This is a genomic window from Streptomyces sp. NPDC018000 (assembly GCF_044328025.1).
Taxonomy (GTDB): domain Bacteria; phylum Actinomycetota; class Actinomycetes; order Streptomycetales; family Streptomycetaceae; genus Streptomyces.
In genome coordinates, this window is the sequence record NZ_JBIRGM010000002.1 from 607,300 (window position 1) to 623,784 (window position 16,485).

13 protein-coding genes are annotated in these 16,485 nt (G+C 66.0%); 5 read left to right on the forward strand and 8 right to left on the reverse strand.

Annotated features, from left to right (window positions below; genetic code table 11):
- Positions 1 to 878: 878 nt before the first annotated feature.
- Positions 879 to 1,679, reverse strand: coding sequence for a very short patch repair endonuclease (locus ACH4EW_RS07335; protein ID WP_398252669.1), 801 nt, complete (start codon positions 1,677 to 1,679; stop codon positions 879 to 881).
- A gap of 4 nt (positions 1,680 to 1,683) precedes the next feature.
- On the reverse strand, positions 1,684 to 3,036 hold the full coding sequence (locus ACH4EW_RS07340; RefSeq protein ID WP_398252672.1) for a DNA cytosine methyltransferase: 1,353 nt from the start codon (positions 3,034 to 3,036) through the stop codon (positions 1,684 to 1,686).
- Positions 3,037 to 3,155: 119 nt separating this feature from the next.
- Here ACH4EW_RS07340 and ACH4EW_RS07345 point away from each other — a divergent pair, with 119 nt between their 5' ends.
- The 5 genes from ACH4EW_RS07345 to gltX all read left to right on the forward strand — a co-directional run bounded on the left by ACH4EW_RS07345 (position 3,156) and on the right by gltX (position 10,085).
- Entirely contained in the window at positions 3,156 to 3,995 is an 840-nt protein-coding gene (locus ACH4EW_RS07345; protein WP_398252675.1) for an Eco29kI family restriction endonuclease, read from the forward strand.
- Between the two features lie 71 nt (positions 3,996 to 4,066).
- Positions 4,067 to 4,723 (forward strand): Eco29kI family restriction endonuclease, encoded by a 657-nt coding sequence (locus ACH4EW_RS07350; protein ID WP_398252678.1) that lies wholly within the window; start codon positions 4,067 to 4,069, stop codon positions 4,721 to 4,723.
- Between the two features lie 667 nt (positions 4,724 to 5,390).
- Complete coding sequence (locus ACH4EW_RS07355) at positions 5,391 to 7,244, forward strand: ATP-dependent nuclease (protein WP_398252681.1); 1,854 nt, start codon at positions 5,391 to 5,393, stop codon at positions 7,242 to 7,244.
- Between the two features lie 604 nt (positions 7,245 to 7,848).
- Positions 7,849 to 8,580 carry a restriction endonuclease gene (locus ACH4EW_RS07360; protein WP_398252684.1) on the forward strand — a complete coding sequence of 244 codons (732 nt, stop codon included), beginning with the start codon at positions 7,849 to 7,851 and terminating at the stop codon, positions 8,578 to 8,580.
- A gap of 131 nt (positions 8,581 to 8,711) precedes the next feature.
- Positions 8,712 to 10,085, forward strand: a complete 1,374-nt coding sequence (gene gltX, locus ACH4EW_RS07365; RefSeq protein WP_398253327.1) for a glutamate--tRNA ligase — start codon at positions 8,712 to 8,714, stop codon at positions 10,083 to 10,085.
- Positions 10,086 to 10,092: 7 nt separating this feature from the next.
- On the opposite strand, the gene ACH4EW_RS07370 is transcribed toward gltX, so the two are convergent.
- From ACH4EW_RS07370 to ACH4EW_RS07395, 6 genes are read right to left on the reverse strand one after another with little or no spacing between them, the layout of a single operon-like run.
- Positions 10,093 to 11,079: a glycosyltransferase gene (locus ACH4EW_RS07370; RefSeq protein ID WP_398252687.1), complete on the reverse strand. Its 987-nt coding sequence runs from the start codon at positions 11,077 to 11,079 to the stop codon at positions 10,093 to 10,095.
- Positions 11,076 to 11,690: an HD domain-containing protein gene (locus tag ACH4EW_RS07375; protein WP_398252690.1), complete on the reverse strand. Its 615-nt coding sequence runs from the start codon at positions 11,688 to 11,690 to the stop codon at positions 11,076 to 11,078. The genes ACH4EW_RS07370 and ACH4EW_RS07375 overlap by 4 nt, the downstream gene beginning before the upstream one ends.
- Before the next feature lie 5 nt (positions 11,691 to 11,695).
- Complete coding sequence (locus ACH4EW_RS07380; RefSeq protein ID WP_398252693.1) at positions 11,696 to 13,420, reverse strand: carbamoyltransferase; 1,725 nt, start codon at positions 13,418 to 13,420, stop codon at positions 11,696 to 11,698.
- 22 nt (positions 13,421 to 13,442) lie between these two features.
- Positions 13,443 to 14,234: a radical SAM protein gene (locus tag ACH4EW_RS07385; protein WP_398252696.1), complete on the reverse strand. Its 792-nt coding sequence runs from the start codon at positions 14,232 to 14,234 to the stop codon at positions 13,443 to 13,445.
- A 17-nt stretch (positions 14,235 to 14,251) separates the two neighbouring features.
- A complete protein-coding gene (locus ACH4EW_RS07390; RefSeq protein WP_398252697.1) occupies positions 14,252 to 15,373 on the reverse strand; it encodes a hypothetical protein in 1,122 nt (373 codons plus the stop codon).
- Complete coding sequence (locus tag ACH4EW_RS07395; RefSeq protein WP_398252700.1) at positions 15,373 to 16,482, reverse strand: radical SAM protein; 1,110 nt, start codon at positions 16,480 to 16,482, stop codon at positions 15,373 to 15,375. Before ACH4EW_RS07395 ends, ACH4EW_RS07390 begins: the two co-directional genes overlap by 1 nt.
- Positions 16,483 to 16,485: the final 3 nt, after the last annotated feature.

Consider the following 16,485-nt stretch of genomic DNA (forward strand, 5'->3'; position numbering starts at 1 on the left):
GCACAGCGAAGCCGCCCGAGTCTCATGAGTCGAGCATTCGATCCCGAGGGTAGAAGGTGCCTCTGACAATCCGTCCGAAATTTGCGAACCCCGGCGAATCGTGTGGCCAGCCGGAGGGGATGAAGGTGTTGAAACACCGCGAACTGGGATGATTCGGTTGTGGGTGATAGAGAATCGGGTGGCCGCCGCCACCGCGGTACCTTCTCGCACCAGGTTTGCGACGCGTTCTGCGGCGGCATCAGGGCCCGAGGAATCGCAGAACGTCCCACCCCTCCCCGGTGAGGATCCGATCTGTCTCGGCATCCAAGTCGGGTTGGAGCCGATTCGTCCCGCCAGAAGGCGCTGTTGATCGCCGCAGGCGCAGATGCTCCGGGGCAGCCAAGCCGGTATTGGTCGGTCGCTAGGACCGCGACGTGGACCCTTCCTGGAGATGAGGTCGGCTGTCCGCCGCACGGGGACGCCACAGCGCAGACCCTGCCTGTAGACAGGCCCCGGCCCGTACCCTTGCCGCGGTTGCCGCGCATTGAGGCTCTCCCCGGGAACGGTGACGGGATCGACACCGCCAACAGTGGTCGCTCCTCCATCAGCCTCGCGCCTACGCCTCGGCCCCTGCAGGCGCCTCACGCCCTCGTCAGGAAGGCTGCCCTACCCACCGCCACGCTCCCTTGCGCCCGATCCCACCCCTCCCCATGCAGGGAAAGCTGGAGCGATGATTCAAAGCCCATCCGAAGTCACCGTCGGCGATGACGGCATGGTGGCCCTGCCCATGAGTATCTTGGTCGAGGCTGAGATTAACCCTGGTGAGACAGTGCTGGCTCACAGCGACGGGGACGGCAGGATCGTCCTGCGCCGTCTGGATGACGCTGTCAGCGACTCGCTCAATGGGCGTCGGCTTTAGCACGATCGAGGTGTGCCGAGTCGCGCTTTCGCCGAACAGCGTTCTCGATTTGATTCGCTGCCTGGGCAGGATCGTCGTGCTCCCATACGCGGATGATTGTCCAGCCAGCCGCCGTCAACCTCTCGTTCGTCTCAGCGTCCCTCGCCCTGTTGCCGTTGATCTTCTCCCGCCAGAAGTCCGCGTTCTTCGTTGCGGGCCGGTAGTGATCCGGGCATCCATGCCAGAAGCAGCCGTCCACGAATACCGCGATGCGGTCGCGGGGGAAGACGAGGTCGGCTTTGCGTCGGACGTCAGCGATTGGCTGGGTGTCGACCCGGTAGCGCATGCCGCGGCGATGGAGCAGGCCGCGAAGCAGTAGTTCCGGTTTGGTATCCCTGCTGCGGTTGCCGCGCATCGAGGCCCGCACACCGAGCGACGACGCGGTCGACTCGGGCGGCAATGCATCTTTCGCCAGGAACCCCTTCGCTCGCGCTTGTCGCCATGCCTCAACGAGATTCTGCTTACGCGAGTCGGACTCGACCTCGCAGACGTATCTCTCCTCTGTCCTGCCGTCCTGCGACCAGCGCAGATAAGCGCGAATGCGCCGTGTGCTCCGGTACAAGCGGAGAGTGATCGAGGCTCGGGCGAGACGCCCGTCCCCCAGGTCGACATTGCGCTGATTGCGACCGCCGGCGGCGCGGTCTTGCTCAACCGCTGGCGCGGCCGCGCCAGCTCGACGCTTGTACGCGCGCTCAGGAGGCAGTCTGTCCCTCCAGCGGCCCCCCGTACCTGTCTGCGGCATGGTTCTAGTGTCCCGCTGCGGCAAGGGCGTCGGCGACGGCCTTGGCGAAGAACTCGCCCAGGACGACTGGCACGGCGTTGCCCAGCTGGCGCATCTGCTCGCCGCGGGGGCCCGAGCCATGCCATTCATCAGGGAACGTCATTACCCGGGCGGTTTCGCGCACGGTCATGTATCGGTGCGAGTAGGTCCAGCCTTCGGGCGACGAAGCGTCGCGGACCCGCTTGTCCAGCAGCATCACGGACTCGCCTCCAGGCACTCCGTGAACGCCAGCCTTGACCGTCTTCGCGGGACGGTCGAGTTCGTTTGGAGTGTGCCCCTTGTAGATGCGGGCTCCAGGCCATCCGATGTGACCGACGACATCGATCTCCCGGCCAAAGTCGTATTTCTCGTGGAGCCGTGCCAGGTCGACAGTAGGCAGCGCAGGGAGTTTCACGTCAGTGCCGTAGCCCTGAATGGCGTCACGCAATGTGCGCCACGGTAGGAAGTCGTCTTCCTTAATCACCTTGGGAAGGCGCGCTCGCACTTGGTCGCGAACGTATTCATCAACTTCAGGGTGGCGCCTCCAGTAAGGCCCATCCTCATCGCGCATAGATCGGTGGAGAGCAGCCTCGGAGAACCTCTCCGTATTGACGTACTTTTCGAAGGCGTCGACGTCCACACCGAGGTCAGCTCGGAAGGCCACGATCACGACGCGGTTGCGTACCTGTGGAACTCCATAGTTGGCGGCGTTGACCCGCACCATCACGACTTTGTAGTGATCCGGGTCATTGTCGTCATCGGACAGTTTGTCGATAATGCGCGTCAGGTGGGCGTTGTGGTCCTGCCACTTGACCTCGTCGACGCGCTTCTCAAACGGAAGGCACAGCTCATTCTGGATGTATTGGAAGTACTCGGCGAATGACGGCCGCAGCAGCCCGCGGACGTTTTCGCAGATAACGGCCTTCGGGCGCATCTCTCGCACGGCCTTGAACATGGCCGGGAACATATTGCGCTTGTCCTCGTCCCCCTTGGCGGCCCCGCCGGCACTGAACGGCTGACACGGAGGGCCTCCGGCAAGGACGTCGACCTCCCCTTGGAGGGCGCTCAGGTCCAGGTCGCGCACATCTCCCGGGTAGAGGGGGGCTGGCTGCCCCGGCTGCGGCGGCTTGGGGTTCTTCCCTTCGACGCGCACCAAGCCGTCGGTGCCGAGGGTCTTCCGCGCGCTAGCGATGAGCGTCTCGCAGGCCCGATTGTTGAACTCGTTGAACAGGAGCGGGCGGAAGCCCGCTTGATGGACTGCCATGGCAAGGCCGCCACCACCCGCGAACAGTTCAACGCTGGTGCGCGGCTTCTTTGCTTCTTCAGGCAGGTCAACCATGGGGAAACCATACCGCGGAGTTTGCGATCATGGCGAGTTTTCACTCGAACGGGTCGCCTATAAGTGAGCAAGACCATAGGGTCCGTAGTGATCAACGCGGCAGAACGGAGCCCAAGGGGATGACACAGGCGGCCAAGTCAGATGGTCGTGGCACCTACCACGACGACTTCCGGCTGAGCATCACCAGGGCCCTTGGTGATCAACTAGCCCAGGCGCTGACACACCTCGGTCGCGCTCCGCTCGCCGAGCCGTACCTCGCCAGTCTCGATGAGCGGCCCGGCGTCTACCAGCTCTACCTTCACGGTCACTTCGTCTACGTGGGCAAGGCTGATGAGTCCCTGCCCGGTCGACTGGCAAACCATCTACAGAAGCTCTCGGGCCGGCGCAACATCGACCTCCGCGACGTTATGTTCTCCTGCTTGTACGTCGATGAGGACTTTTCAGCCCTGGCGCCCGAGCGGCTGCTCATAAGCCACCACAAGGCAGTGGGCGGCATACCGTGGAACAACAACGGGTTCGGCAATAAGGACCCGGGGCGTCAGCGTGACAGCACGGTCCTTAAGAAGAACCACTTCGACGTCGTCTACCCGATCGATCTGGACCGTCCCGTCGAGGGCCTGGAGCCCGGACAGATCGCGCTGAGCGCCTTCCTCAAGGCGCTCAAGAACGGACTGCCCTACAACTTCCGGTACGCCGAGCCGCCGCGCTCGAAGGCGACCTTCTTGACCGTGCCGCAGGCTGGTTTGTCCGCCGACAAGGCGTTCCACTTGGTATCCGAGACGCTTCCAGAGGCGTGGCAGATCGCCGCCCTCATGGGGTACGTGATCATGTACGCGGACTCCTCGAACGAGTACAAGAGCGCCTGGCGGTATTACCGGTCTGGGAGAGTGGTCGAGACCGAGCCTGAGGCATCGCCCGAGGAGATCACCCAGGACGATCTCTTCGACGTCGGCGAGTGACCAGGAAACGCAGAAGCCGAACATAGCCCGCCCCAACCTCCCCGCACGGGTCGATCACCGATCAGGAAGCCATGCCCGCCAAGTACACCCCCGCGTCGTTTGACCCTCTGTCGACAGAGCAGATCGCGAACACCATCTGTGAGACCTTCGAGCGGCAGCCCCTGGTCTCCATGACGCACGAGATCCCGAGGTTCGAGGGCTCCGGGCTCTACGCCCTGTACTACCGCGGTGCGAGCGTAGACCTGTACCTCCCGCTCGCCAGCCTTCAAATCCCCGTCTACGCGGGGCAGGCCCTTTCCAGTAACAGCGCTACTGGTGAGAGGGTTCGGGAACGGTACCCCCTCCACAGCAGGCTCAAGCAACACCGTCTGTCGATCATGGAAGGCGGCCTGCCGATCGCCGAGTTCCGGTTCCGGGCCCTCCTGCTGCCCGATGTACACGCCGACCTGGGAGAAAACGCGCTGAGAGTCGGGTACACGCCGGTCTGGAATAGCAAGCTCAAGGGCTTCGGCAGTAAAGAGCAGGGGGCGACGACTCGCCAGAGCAAGAAGAGCAAGTGGGACACAGTGCATGACGGGCGTCGGCGCACTCACGGTGGCGTTGTCCACGACGTCCAGGAGCTGGTCGGGGAGGTGGAAGCTCACATTGCGCGGCAAGTGAGCGACTACGACAAGCTGACGTGGCCCCACCCTGCCACCGATCGCTACCTGGATCTCGACACCCCGTGAGCACTGACTGCCCAAAAACAAGATCCGTGAGGTCCGTGACCTGCTCGGCCGAAGGGGTACTTCAAGGTTGACGTGGCGATCTTTAGTGGTCGCTACGTATCGCGCCGGTCCGGCCGAACGGTTCGCGACGGTGGGACGCGATTGTGCTGTTCCACCGTAACCACCTGGTCCGGTGGAACAGCGTTGCGTCCTTGCTCCCCTGAGCGTCGGTGATCGGCTAAGAGCAAGGCGATTGTCGGCATCGGGGGGCTGGCGAGAGATCTCAGGGCAGCGCCCTGATCACAGGCCCCTGTGGACAGCGGCCGAATAGGGCATCGACGTGGTCACGCCCCGCCTCTGATCTCATCCGATCCGGGGATAGCTCATCTCGGAGTCGCGCCCGTGATCGAGGTGTGAGACCAGCCCACCGGTCTGTACAAGCTAGGTGCCGGGGCGGCGCCAATCGGCTGGCGCTGCCCCAGGGTTGAGATCACTACTCCGCGAGAGGGGCTGCTCCCGGAGCGGATCGGTCTGATTCGGTCACTTCCGCTCCCGACATCAACCAGGCGTTGCCGCAGGACATAAGATGATGCGTCTGGGATGACTGCTCCCCGGGTCAATGGCTTTAGTGAAACGCTAAGGCAGCTCTAGCTGCCCTCGGCGCAAGGGAACGGAGCGGCTGAGAACGGTGCACATGCACAGCTTTAACGTGTGTGGATTCCGGTCCCTCAAGGACGTCCGCGACATCCCGGTCAGCACGCCGACCATCCTCGCCGGCCAGAACGACGGCGGTAAGAGTGCAGTGCTCGCCGCGCTGGCGTTCCTCGTGGGTAATGACCAGTTGACCGAGGATGACAGAACGTATGAGATCGCGCCATCCGCTGACGTCGACGGCTCTGTACCTCTCTCACGGTGTGAGACCACGTGGGTGGAGGGGCAGTTCACTCTTGATCCTTGGGAGCAGGAGGAGTTCGGGCTCCCCCAGGAGTTGCGTGTACGGCGACGTGCCGCAGCTGACGAGGCTCCTGTGCTGGAATGCTGGGCGCCGCTTGCGGACGACGAGCGACTGCGTGAACCTTCCCAGCTGTCCGTGGCTGAGGTCAGAGCACTGGCCAAGGAGCTTCTTCCCGAGATGTCGTCTATCAAGCGCGGCGACATTGAGCCGGCGTTGCGTAAGTACGGCCTGACGCATGCCTCCACGTCGGACTGGGCGCCTGCTCCGAAGGGCATGGAGCGCAGGCTGCCTCGGCTCATGCCGTTCGACGGGAAGTCGACCGACCCTGACGGTGCCGTCAAGACGGCGCTGATGGGGCGCTTTCAGGCCCACATGGCAGACCCCACGCTTCAGGGGCGTCTGCAGTCGATCGAGGACGGGATCAAGGAGCGCCTCCAGAGTGACGCCAAGTCTCTGTGTGAGCACATTCAGAGCCGCTGCGACGACCTGACCGAGGTGTACGTCGAGCCCGAGGTTTCCTTTTCCCACGGCCTTCGGGGCACGCCGCTGCGCATTGCTCGTACGAAGGGTGAAGCAGTTGGCCTGGACCGCTCCGGCCTGGGTAGCGGGCGCCGGATCTCCCTCGCGATCTGGGAGTGGACCAGCCAGCTCCTCACCGATGAGGAGTTCGGTGCTACCGAGCCTGGTGCTACCGAGGATGCCCCACCGCCGGTGCAGACGATTGTGATCTACGACGAGCCGGACACCCATCTCGACTATGGTCACCAGCGCAAGATCATGCAGCTCATTCGTGACCAGAGTGCGCTGCCCCACGTGAACGTGATCGTTGCCACTCACTCCATGAACCTCATCGACGGCGTCGACATCGCCGATGTCGTACATCTGCGGCTGGAAGATGGGCGGACATTGATGGAGCGTTTGGGGGCTGACACCCACGATGAGATTGACGGTCACCTGGGCCGTATCGCCGCGGCGGTGGGGCTGCGCAACTCGGTACTTTTGCATGAGCGTTGTTTCCTGGCTGTCGAGGGCGAGACGGAACAACGAGTGATCCCCACGTTGTTCCGGTTGTCGGAAGAGCTGCCCCTCCAGTCGGCTGGCATCGCCCTGTGGGCGTGTTTCAACAACGAGGGGGCGCTGCATCTGGCCCACTACCTGGTCGTACACGGCCGATCTGTGATGCTCATGGTGGATGCCGACAGCCGCGCCCTGCCCAAGGGGCTCTTCAAGGAGGCCCGTCTCCAGCAGTTCTTCGGCAGCGCCGTCGATGACGTAGTCCGCTTTGTGGGTGAACCAGATGCCTTCAACGAACTGGAAGAGCTGTTCACCGACGGTCTGTGGGCCGCAGCTGCCAACGAGCTCTGGCCGAAAGATGAGCCGTGGACAGCAAGCGACTTCGCTGTTCAGCGCCCCGGCAAGAAGTTCAGCAAGGAAGTGCTGAACATGCTTCGAGAGGGAAGTCCAAACGGCCCCAGCGGCAAGCCCGACATGATGTTCGGGCTGGTGAGTACACTCACCAGCCCGGATCAGGTCCCGGCGCAGCTACGGGAGATTTTTGGCGAGCTCAGAAAGCTGGCCGCAGGCTAACGGCGCGCAGCACTGTCTTGGCGTCACCGATCTTGCGACGCCGCCGCGCAAGCATGCGCTCCTTGCGTTGCTCCAGCGTTGGAGGCTCCCACTTGTGCCAACCCACCGGGGACTTCCAACGCTGTGCGTGTTCCCGCGCCTCAACCCCACACCAACGACAGCCGCCCGGAGCCGGTATGCGCTGGTCAGAGGCATCTCGCTCGTCAGTCATGAGTTTTCCTCCCCGCAGATGATTCTTCCCTACGGCACTGACATCACCCCTATTTTGAGTGGTGCATTAAACGCTAAAACGGAAGAAAGTTGCTGGCCACTGGTGAGTTCTTTTTTTGGTGCCGTTCTTCGTCCGACCTCGGTGCTGCGCACGACACCGCGCCGCCGGAGGCGCGGTGATCCAGGCCACCCGCGACGCCAGCTCGAGATCCACTCCGCTTGGTGCAGGAGCTGACCAGGAGCACGTCGACGCGCGGCTGCCGCTCCTAGGCGTCGAGTCTGGTGACGGGCGGCCTTTGAAGCGTCTCTCGTGCTGATCCTGCCGCTGTTTGTCGCCTCCTCGTATTAGCCAATGGCTGATCCGCGCCCTTACGGACATCCATCGGAGTTCCGGATGCCGCTGCTCTGGACTGAGGAGGATCATGGCGTCGGCGCGAAGCGGGCGAGGATCGGCGGCGCGGAAACGCCGGGAGTAACGGCTCATGACTGGCGCTATCGGCGGTGGCGTGGTTGTCGTCCCGCTGATGGTGTTCTGGGCGGCGTCTGGCCGTACGTCGTGGGCGTACTCGTGCTGGGTGGCGTTGCTGTCGGCGGGTGGTGGCTGTGGCGGACGGATCGGCTGATCAAGGGAGGTGATCGGCGATGGCAACAGGACGAGGCCGTGAAGGCTGGGCATCGGACGCCAGCCGAGGTCGACGCGATGACGGGGACGGAGTTCGAGGATTTCGTCGTGGACCTGTGCCGGCGAGATGGGAGCACGGACGTTCGAAAGGGCGGCGGCTCTCACGACAACGGGGCTGACGTCTTGGGGGTCCATCCGGATGGGCGGAGCATGGTGATCCAATGCAAGCGGTACACGCCCAAGAGCAAGATCCCCAGCCGGGAGGTGCGGGACCCACTCGGAGCGATGGTGCACTTCAAGGCTGACGTGGCGATCTTCGTGGCCACCACGTACTTCAGCGGCCCTGCTGAGAAGTCCGCCACGGAGAACGGCATCCTCGCCGTCCATCGCGATCACCTCGGGCTGTGGAACAACGGGGCCTCGCTGCTGTCGCTCGGCGCGGTGAACGGCCTCGGACAAGGGGATCGGCGACACCGAGAGCGGTGGAAAGAGACGTGCGAGTAGAGGCGAGGACGGCCGGAAAACGACCGTGCGCGGATAGGCGGAGTGGTCCGGGGCGGGTGTCGGGCATCGGTACTCTGGAGCGCATGTCTACTGCCCCGGTTCGCGTTCGTTTCGCCCCGTCCCCGACCGGCATGTTCCATGTCGGTGGTGCACGGTCCGCTCTCTACAACTGGGTGGTGGCGCGACAGTCCGGCGGCACTTTCGTCCTGCGGGTCGAGGACACCGACGCGGCCCGGAACAAGCCGGAGTGGATCGACGGGATCATCAACGCGCTCGCGGCGATCGGCATCCACGGCGAGGACGCGGCCTTCGAGGGGCCGTACTTCCAGTCGCACAACGCTGACCGGCACCGGGAAGCGGCCCAGCAGCTCTTCGCGGCCGGCCGGGCGTACTACTGCGACTGCACTCGGGAGCAGCTGAAGGAGCGCACCGGGTCGGATCACCTCGGGTACGACGGGTTCTGCCGGGAGCGGGGGCTGGCCTTCGAGGAGGGCCGGGCGCTGCGGTTCCGGACGCCGGACGAGGGCGAGACTGTCGTGGTCGACCTGATCCGTGGGGAGCCGGCGTTCCCGAACAGCGCGATCGAGGACTTCGTGATCGCCCGTGGCGACGGGTCCCCGGTCTTCCTGATCGCCAACGTGGTTGATGACCTGGACGAGGGCATTACGCAGGTCATCCGCGGTGATGAGCACCTGTCGAATACGCCGAAGCAGCAGTTGCTGTGGGAGGCGCTCGGTGCGAAGCCGCCGGTGTGGGCGCATCTGCCCGTGATCGTGAACGAGAAGCGGCAGAAGCTCTCGAAGCGGCGGGACAAGGTCGCGCTTGAGGACTATCTCGCCGAGGGCTTCCTGCCCGAGGCGATGGTGAACTACCTCATGCTGCTTGGCTGGGGGCCCGGCGATGACCAGGAGATCCTGCCGTACGAGGAGCTGGAGCAGCGCTTCCGGATCGAGGACGTCGGCACGTCGCCGGCCTTCTTCGATGTAAAGAAGCTGACGGCGTTCAACGGTGAGTACATCCGCGACCTGGCGCCGGAGCAGTTCGCCGCGGCGTGCGCGCCCTGGCTGGTGGCCCCGTACGCGCCGTGGCGGCCGGAGGCGTTCGACCAGGCCGTCTTCGAGACCGTGGCGCCGCTGGCCCAGACGCGGCTGGCGCTGCTGTCGGAGATCACGAGCTACGTGGACTTCCTGTTCCTCGACGAGCCGGTCGAGGACGAGGCGTCGTGGAACAAGGCGATGAAGGCGGGCGCAGCCGATGTACTGCGTGACGCCCGTGCCGAGCTGGACAGCGTCGCGGAGTGGCGGGCGGACGACCTCAAGGCCGTGCTGCTCGCCGTCGGCGAGCAGCACGGCCTGAAACTGGGGAAGGCCCAGGCGCCCATCAGGGTCGCGGTCACTGGGCGGACGATCGGCCTGCCGTTGTTCGAGTCCATGGAGGTGCTCGGCAGGGACAAGGTTCTGGCTCGTCTGGACGCGGCGTCGAAGAAGCTCGTGGCTCAGGCGTAGACCCTGGTCAGGCGACCTGCGCGAGCAGGTCGCCCCAGGCACTTCCGAAGTACCCCAGGTCGAACCGGGCCAGGGCGTCGTAAGCGCTCTTGGACTCGGCCTGGGGGGTTGCGGCGCGTTCCCGGACCTGCTCCTGGAGGCGACCGAGGTCGGGAGCCGGCTGGCTGGTCAGGGTGGCGAGATCGCCGAGCCCCGCCAGAGGGCGGATCAGACACGGCAGTCCCAGGAGGAGGGCCTCGGCCGCGCAGCGGCTCCAGCCCTCCCTCATCCGAGGGGCGAAGACACCGACGTCGCAAGCACGCAGGAGCCTGAGGTACTGGTCGCGCGGCACGTCGTAGTGGGCGCCGTCGAATCCGATCGTGTTGCTGCCGCTCGTGATCACTCGCATCCTGTACGCGTCGGCCAGGGCGCCGGCGACCTGGCCCGTGCCCTTCCAGTGGACGGCCTTGCCCGTGTAGACGGCGATCGTGTCCGGATCAAGGCCGAACTCCGCGCGGCACGTCGTCCGGTCGATGCGCCGTGCTCGCTCGACCTCAGTCAGGTCGAAGGCGTTGTAGATGACCCGTACGTTGCGCACGCCTCTGGACCGGAGGAAGTCGGCCCAGTACGGTGCCACGCACACGACGGCCGCGCATTGAGGGAGAACGCGGAACAGCTTCTCCCACAGCATCGCCTCGAAGGGCGCGGAGTCGTGTTGCAGCGGCTCATAGTGGTGGAGGAGGAACACGGTGCGGGCCCGCATCTCCGGCGTGAAGAGCAGCAGACTCAGGTCGTCCCAGACGAAGGTGCCGACCGCTCCGTCCAGGGCGCGGACGGTCGGAGCCAGGCGTGCGAGGTGGCGTAGCTTGCGCCAGCGCCGGACGCGGTAGGTTCGCTTGTGATCCGGCACCGTGTGCCACTCGACGTGCTCGGCCGTCGCTTCGTGGAGCATTCGCAGGTAGACCCGTCCTCCCGTGCGGCCGACCGGTTCCAGCGAGTGCACGATCTGTTTCACGGGCGTACCTCCTGTTGATGGCGGATGTACTCGGTGTGGAGCAGTGCGTATGCGGCTTCCAGGTGGGGGCTGAGGGGCCGGGCGGCCTCGGCGAGCGGGAGGTAGAAGTCGGCCAGGCTACGGAGGTACTTCCCCTGACGGTCGAGGTTCGGCGAGGCGCTGAGGTCGCGCAGGTTGTGGATTCGGTCAGCGAGCCGGACGAGGAGTTCCTCGGACGGCAACGCTGCCTGCTTGGCACGCCAACGGGCCTCGTCTCCGGCGTCCTTGGGCCGCCCTTCGAGGCGGTGGTCGGCCGTCATCGCTCGCAGGCGGGTCGTGAAGGTCCCGCCCAGCTGGTGGACGAGGAGCGCTTCCGAACCCGCGTCTACTTCCAGGGCGTCGTGCAGGAGACCGAGGACGAGGGTTTCGGGAAGCGTCACGCCGAGCTCGCTCCGAAGGACATCGACCACGGCGAGCGGGTGGAGTAGGTAGGGCGTTCCCTGGTCGCGGGTGTGGCCGGCGTAGACGGAGAGGGCGATGCTGGCGGCCACGCGGGCGCGGGACTGGCTACGCGCTTCCCACGCGGGGGCGCCGAGCGTGGTCAGGATGTGGTCCAGGTCGATGATGGCCATTCGTCTCACCGCGACCGCAGACCCGTTCGGGCCGGCTCGTGGGGATCAGGTACGTGATCGGCGAGGAGCAGCGTGTCGCCGACGGCGAGTGCGTCGAGCCCGAGGTCGGCTGTGGCGAGCACCGCCTGTGCGGCGGTCCGCAGGATGGGGGCGCCTTTCCGGTTGAAGGACGTGTTGAGCAGGAGCGGCAGGCCGGTGCGGTGGTGGAACTGTTCCAGCAGCTCGCGCAGGCCCTGGTGATCGGCGCCGACGGTCTGGACGCGGGCTGTGCCGTCGTGGTGGGTCACCGCGGCGATGTGCCCGGCGCGGTTCTGCCGTACGCGGGCGACGCGGTTCATGAACGGGTCGCCCGCCGTCTCGAACCACTCCGCGGAGTGTTCGGCGAGGACCGCGGGTGCGAACGGGCGGTACGCGGCCCGCCTCTTGGTCGTATTGAGTCGGTCGCGGGTGCTGGCATTCCCCGGGTGGGCGAGGATCGAACGATGCCCGAGGGCACGTGGGCCGAATTCGAGCGGTCCCCGCACCCAGCCGACCAGATGGTTCTCGGCGAGGAGAGCGGCCACCGTCGGGGCGAGCGTTTCACCGAACCCATTGAGCGCGCGGTACCCGGGCGGTACGGCCGTTTCCGGCACGGCGCCCGGGTACGGGCCCCAGGCCGCGTCGGTCGGCACGGGGAGTCGCTCCTGCCCGAGTTGGTAATGCCAGCCGTACAGTGCCGCGCCGACGGCGGTGCCCGCGTCGTGGGGCGCGGGGGCTATGAAGAGGTTGGCGAACCCGCTCTCGTCGGCCAGGCGGCCGTTGAGGTGGGAGTTCAGCGCGCATCCACCGGAGAACACCAAAGTGCTTGCGTCGGTGATCCGTTGAACGTGACGGGCGACGTGGACGACTGCTTCGGAGAAGATCTCTTGGACGGCGGCCGCCAGGTCCGCGCGTTCCGTCTCGGGCTGCTCCGCGGCGTTGCGGGCGGTCCAGGACCGCCCTCCGATCAGGAGCGGCGTATCGCCGTCGGCTGAGCCCATGGGGTGGGCGACGCGGATCTCGCCCTCGTCGCCGAGTCGGAGCAGCTCGCGGAGCTGCGGACCGAAGCGGTGAGGGTCTCCGAAGGCGGCCAACGCCATCATGCTGCCTTCTGGCTCGTCTCCTGGTGGGACGACCCGGCGGGCGAGGTTGCGGTAGAAGTGGCCGAGCGAGGAGTGGACGCGTCGCGGCCCGACCGGGCCGGGAACGACGACGGGCATGCCCTGGTGCACGCGGTCGATGCGGTCGGGCCGCAGGTCGTAGCCGGTGATGCGCTCGCGGCCGGGCCCGAAGTCGGCGCCGAGGGACGAGCCGCCGGCGTCAATGACGAGTCCGGCCGCGTGGTCGTGCCCGGAGAGCAGGTAGCCGGAGAGGACGTGCGCGGTGTGGTGGGACAGCAGCCGTAGGTGCTCGCCGAGCGGGGCGGGAAGCAGAGCGGCGAGTTCGTCGCGTTCCTCCGCCAGCCACCAGCCGGCGGCAGGGTTGGGGCGCATGGATGCCGCCCACACCGTGTCCACGTCCTGCGGTTCGATCCCGGCGGCCTCCAGGCACCACTGGAGGGAGCGGGTGGGAGCGGTGAGTACACCCTTCCTGGCGTACCGGTGGTGTTTGATTCCGCTCCAGCGTTCCTCTTCGGCCGCGTAGAGGCGGCCGTCGACGACTAACGCGGCGGATGTGTCGTGGTGGAAGTTCAGTCCGAGGACTGCGGGCATGACAGAGACCTCCAGGCTGTGTTCAGACGGCGAGGGCGGGCAGGACCGGCGATCCGGAGTCGGTGTACTCGTGGCAGCGCAGGCAGAACCGGAAGTGGTGGCTTCGAGGCGCGAACACCTTGGCCGTGAAGTCCTCGTCCCAGACGCTGAATTCGCTGTCGTCCTTGGCCATGGCGTTGAAGCAGCGGTAGCAGGACCCGTCCATCTCGATCATCAGGTGCTGGTCGAGGTAGCGGTCGCAGATTCCGCCCAGCTCGTTGACCGGCTGTCCGACATCGACGTGGTGAACGTGGTTGGTGACGTGGATCGCTCCGTGCTCCGCGCACAGCTTCGCGATCTCCATGAGGTGGGTGGAGCTGATTCCCTCCAGGACGCTGTTGACGACCACGGTCTTCCCGGCCGCGCGGAGGCGGGGGACGACGGCGTGTACTTCGTCGTAGTTCTCGTGCTCGTCGTCGCAACCGATGAGGACCTGATCGTACGACCGAAGCGTGGCGTCCATGATCCGCTGGTTGCGGGCGAGGGTGATCGCGTTGGTGCCCAGGACCATGACCGTGTCGGGCAGGCGAGTGCGCGCCTCGTCGCTGAGCGCAGGGAAGTCCCGGTGGACGGTGGGCTCGCCGCCGTTGATGTGAAGCTGCTGGAACGGAATGCTCTCCAGACGGGTCAGGATGGTGGAGAACAACTCCAGGGAGATGTTCTCGCCCTGGGCGCCGTCGGCGAAGATGCAGAAGTCGCAGGAGCGATTGCACTTCGTCGTGATCTTGACCTTGGCTGTCTTGAGGGATCGGGGTCGAAGGTCTCGCAGGGACATGGCGCTGGCTCCTTGCGTCAGAGGTGTCGTGTCGGCGGGAGTGTGAGGAAGTCCTGCACCACGGATCGCTCCTGGCCCCAGAGCGCGAGCGACTCGCGCAGGGTGTCGGCGGTGGTGGGTCCGGTCGGGATCAGGGTGGCCATCCGGCCGGCCAGCCCCCGGGCGGGGTCCGCCTCGTCGGCGGCGAGAGTACGCAGGGTTTTGGCGGCGGCGCGCAGCTCCTTCGCCTCGCGTGCGATCAAGTACTCGGTCGCGACACCGGGCGGCGGATCCAGGTAGTACAGCCAGCGGGCGATTCGTACGCGGAGCATGCCGGCGGTCATCACCCAGGCGATGCGTGAGGAGTCCTCGTCGGCGTCGACGGGTGTGTCTCCATGGGGAACGCGGCGCATGACTGCTTCGAGAGCGGCATGAGCGGCTCGGAGTAGATGCCGTGCGCTGCGTACGGGTGCGTCGGCGGAGGGGACTGTGTGGCGCAGGAACAGCTCGGCATACCCTTCCAGCCCGTCGGGACGCCACTGGGTGAGGGCGGCTGTTTTGCCGGGGCAGCGGGTCCGGGTCGCCAGCGCGGCGGCGGCGAACCAGCACGGAGCGAGGTAGTGCCAGGCGACGCAGTGACGCTGGTACGCGGCGACATCCTCGACTACGTTGTCCGTGCTGTCTGCTGCCAGTTGGTACCGGCCCCCGAGCCGGGCCTGGAGGATGCCGCGGTAGAACCGCTCGTCGAGCCAGGTCCAGGGAGCCATCTGCGCGTGCGACTTCCAGCGCTGGAACCCTCGTGTACTGGTGCCGATCGGGCTCCAGGTGGCGAGTTCAGGGGCCGCGATGAGCCCGCCGTCCGCCTCGGCGAGGGTGAACGCGAACCCTGGCGGATGCTCAAGGAGACGCCGGTGGGAGATCTCGCCGCTGACGACGTTCCGGTGCGCGGCGGCCAGACGGTGGTTCCATTCCCACCAGTCCGGTGGGGCGTCACGGAGCAGGACGCGTACGTCGAGGTCGGAGTGGGGTGCGAGCAGGTCGGCTGGCTGCCACTTGTGCGTGAGCGTCGCCGCCCCCACACCCTGTGCTTCCAGCTCGTTTCCGTAGAGGGTTCCGAGCGCCGCGTACAGCGGCAGTGTCTCGGTCGCGGACGTAGCCATCACCGCTCTCCGGCATCACGACGGGCGCATGACGGTTGGGCCGTGCCGGTGTTGATGACGGGCAGCAGAGGGAGTACCGGGGCGCCTTCGGGGCGCTCCATGCGATCCCAGCGCAGGTCGTAATCGACGTAGTGGAAGCCCTGCCAGGCATCGTTCGTGTTGCGTTCGAGCATGGCCTGGAAGAGATGGGCGAAGGCATCGGCGAGTGTGCCGTTGGCCAGGTGGGCCTTCAGGGGGATGTCGCGGTTGTGGAGGATGCAGGGCCTGGCCACGCCCGTAGGGGTGATCTTGATTCGGTTGGCGTCCGAGCAGGTGGCACAGCTGGAGTTGGAGATGAAGCCGATCGATCCGGCCCAGCCGTCGGGGCGCAGGTACTGGCCGGGGCTTCGGACTCCGAGCTGGTCTCGAGAGACCTCTCCCGCGTCTGTGAACCAGTCATGGAGACGGGCGCGGACCTCGGCCTCGCTGATGAACTCGGTATCGAACAGAGCTTGCGCGGGGCCGATGTTCTGCAGCTCGATCAGACGGACGGCGATGGGGAGGTCACGTGCCAACTCGGCGACGGTGAACCCGTCTTCCAGGTAGGTGCGCTGAAGGACGCAGTTGACCTTCACTCGCAGGCCCAAGGCAAGGGCGGTGTCGATGGTTTCCCGGGTCGTACGCGGGTCGCCGCCGCCCATGATCGTGCCGGACCGCTCCGGATCAAGGCTGTGGAGGCTGACGTTGAGGTAGGTGAGACCGGCGCGCTGGAGCTGCTCGACGCTCAGCCCGCGTCGCAGGTTGCCGTGACTGGTCATGCCGATCGCGGCCCCGGGCCCGAGGCCGTCAGAAAGGCCACCGATCACGTCGACGATGTCCGCCCGCAGGGTCGGCTCCCCGCCGGAGCAGTGGGCTTTCCTCACCTGCCAGGAGCCGGCTTCCGATGCGATGGCGGCATAGTCGGAGGCGGTCAGTGGCCGGTCCTTGTGTCCGTAGTCCGGCATGCAGCGTGGCTTGCAGAAGACGCAGTCCAGGTTGCACAAGGAGTTCAGGGTGAAGGCCAGGTATGGGTGGTTGCGGCCGACGTTGGCGAAGGCGGCGGCGAGGTCGTGGTGCCGGATGTCGAGCATCGG

What these genes read in the sequence shown, in the direction of transcription:
- ACH4EW_RS07335 (WP_398252669.1), bottom strand. Translation starts at nt 1,679, where the DNA reads ATGCCGCAGACAGGTACGGGGGGCCGCTGGAGGGACAGACTGCCTCCT.
- ACH4EW_RS07340 (WP_398252672.1), bottom strand. Translation starts at nt 3,036, where the DNA reads ATGGTTGACCTGCCTGAAGAAGCAAAGAAGCCGCGCACCAGCGTTGAA.
- ACH4EW_RS07345 (WP_398252675.1), top strand. Translation starts at nt 3,156, where the DNA reads ATGACACAGGCGGCCAAGTCAGATGGTCGTGGCACCTACCACGACGAC.
- ACH4EW_RS07350 (WP_398252678.1), top strand. Translation starts at nt 4,067, where the DNA reads ATGCCCGCCAAGTACACCCCCGCGTCGTTTGACCCTCTGTCGACAGAG.
- ACH4EW_RS07360 (WP_398252684.1), top strand. Translation starts at nt 7,849, where the DNA reads ATGCCGCTGCTCTGGACTGAGGAGGATCATGGCGTCGGCGCGAAGCGG.
- gltX (WP_398253327.1), top strand. Translation starts at nt 8,712, where the DNA reads ATGTTCCATGTCGGTGGTGCACGGTCCGCTCTCTACAACTGGGTGGTG.
- ACH4EW_RS07375 (WP_398252690.1), bottom strand. Translation starts at nt 11,690, where the DNA reads ATGGCCATCATCGACCTGGACCACATCCTGACCACGCTCGGCGCCCCC.
- ACH4EW_RS07380 (WP_398252693.1), bottom strand. Translation starts at nt 13,420, where the DNA reads ATGCCCGCAGTCCTCGGACTGAACTTCCACCACGACACATCCGCCGCG.
- ACH4EW_RS07385 (WP_398252696.1), bottom strand. Translation starts at nt 14,234, where the DNA reads ATGTCCCTGCGAGACCTTCGACCCCGATCCCTCAAGACAGCCAAGGTC.
- ACH4EW_RS07390 (WP_398252697.1), bottom strand. Translation starts at nt 15,373, where the DNA reads ATGGCTACGTCCGCGACCGAGACACTGCCGCTGTACGCGGCGCTCGGA.
- ACH4EW_RS07395 (WP_398252700.1), bottom strand. Translation starts at nt 16,482, where the DNA reads ATGCTCGACATCCGGCACCACGACCTCGCCGCCGCCTTCGCCAACGTC.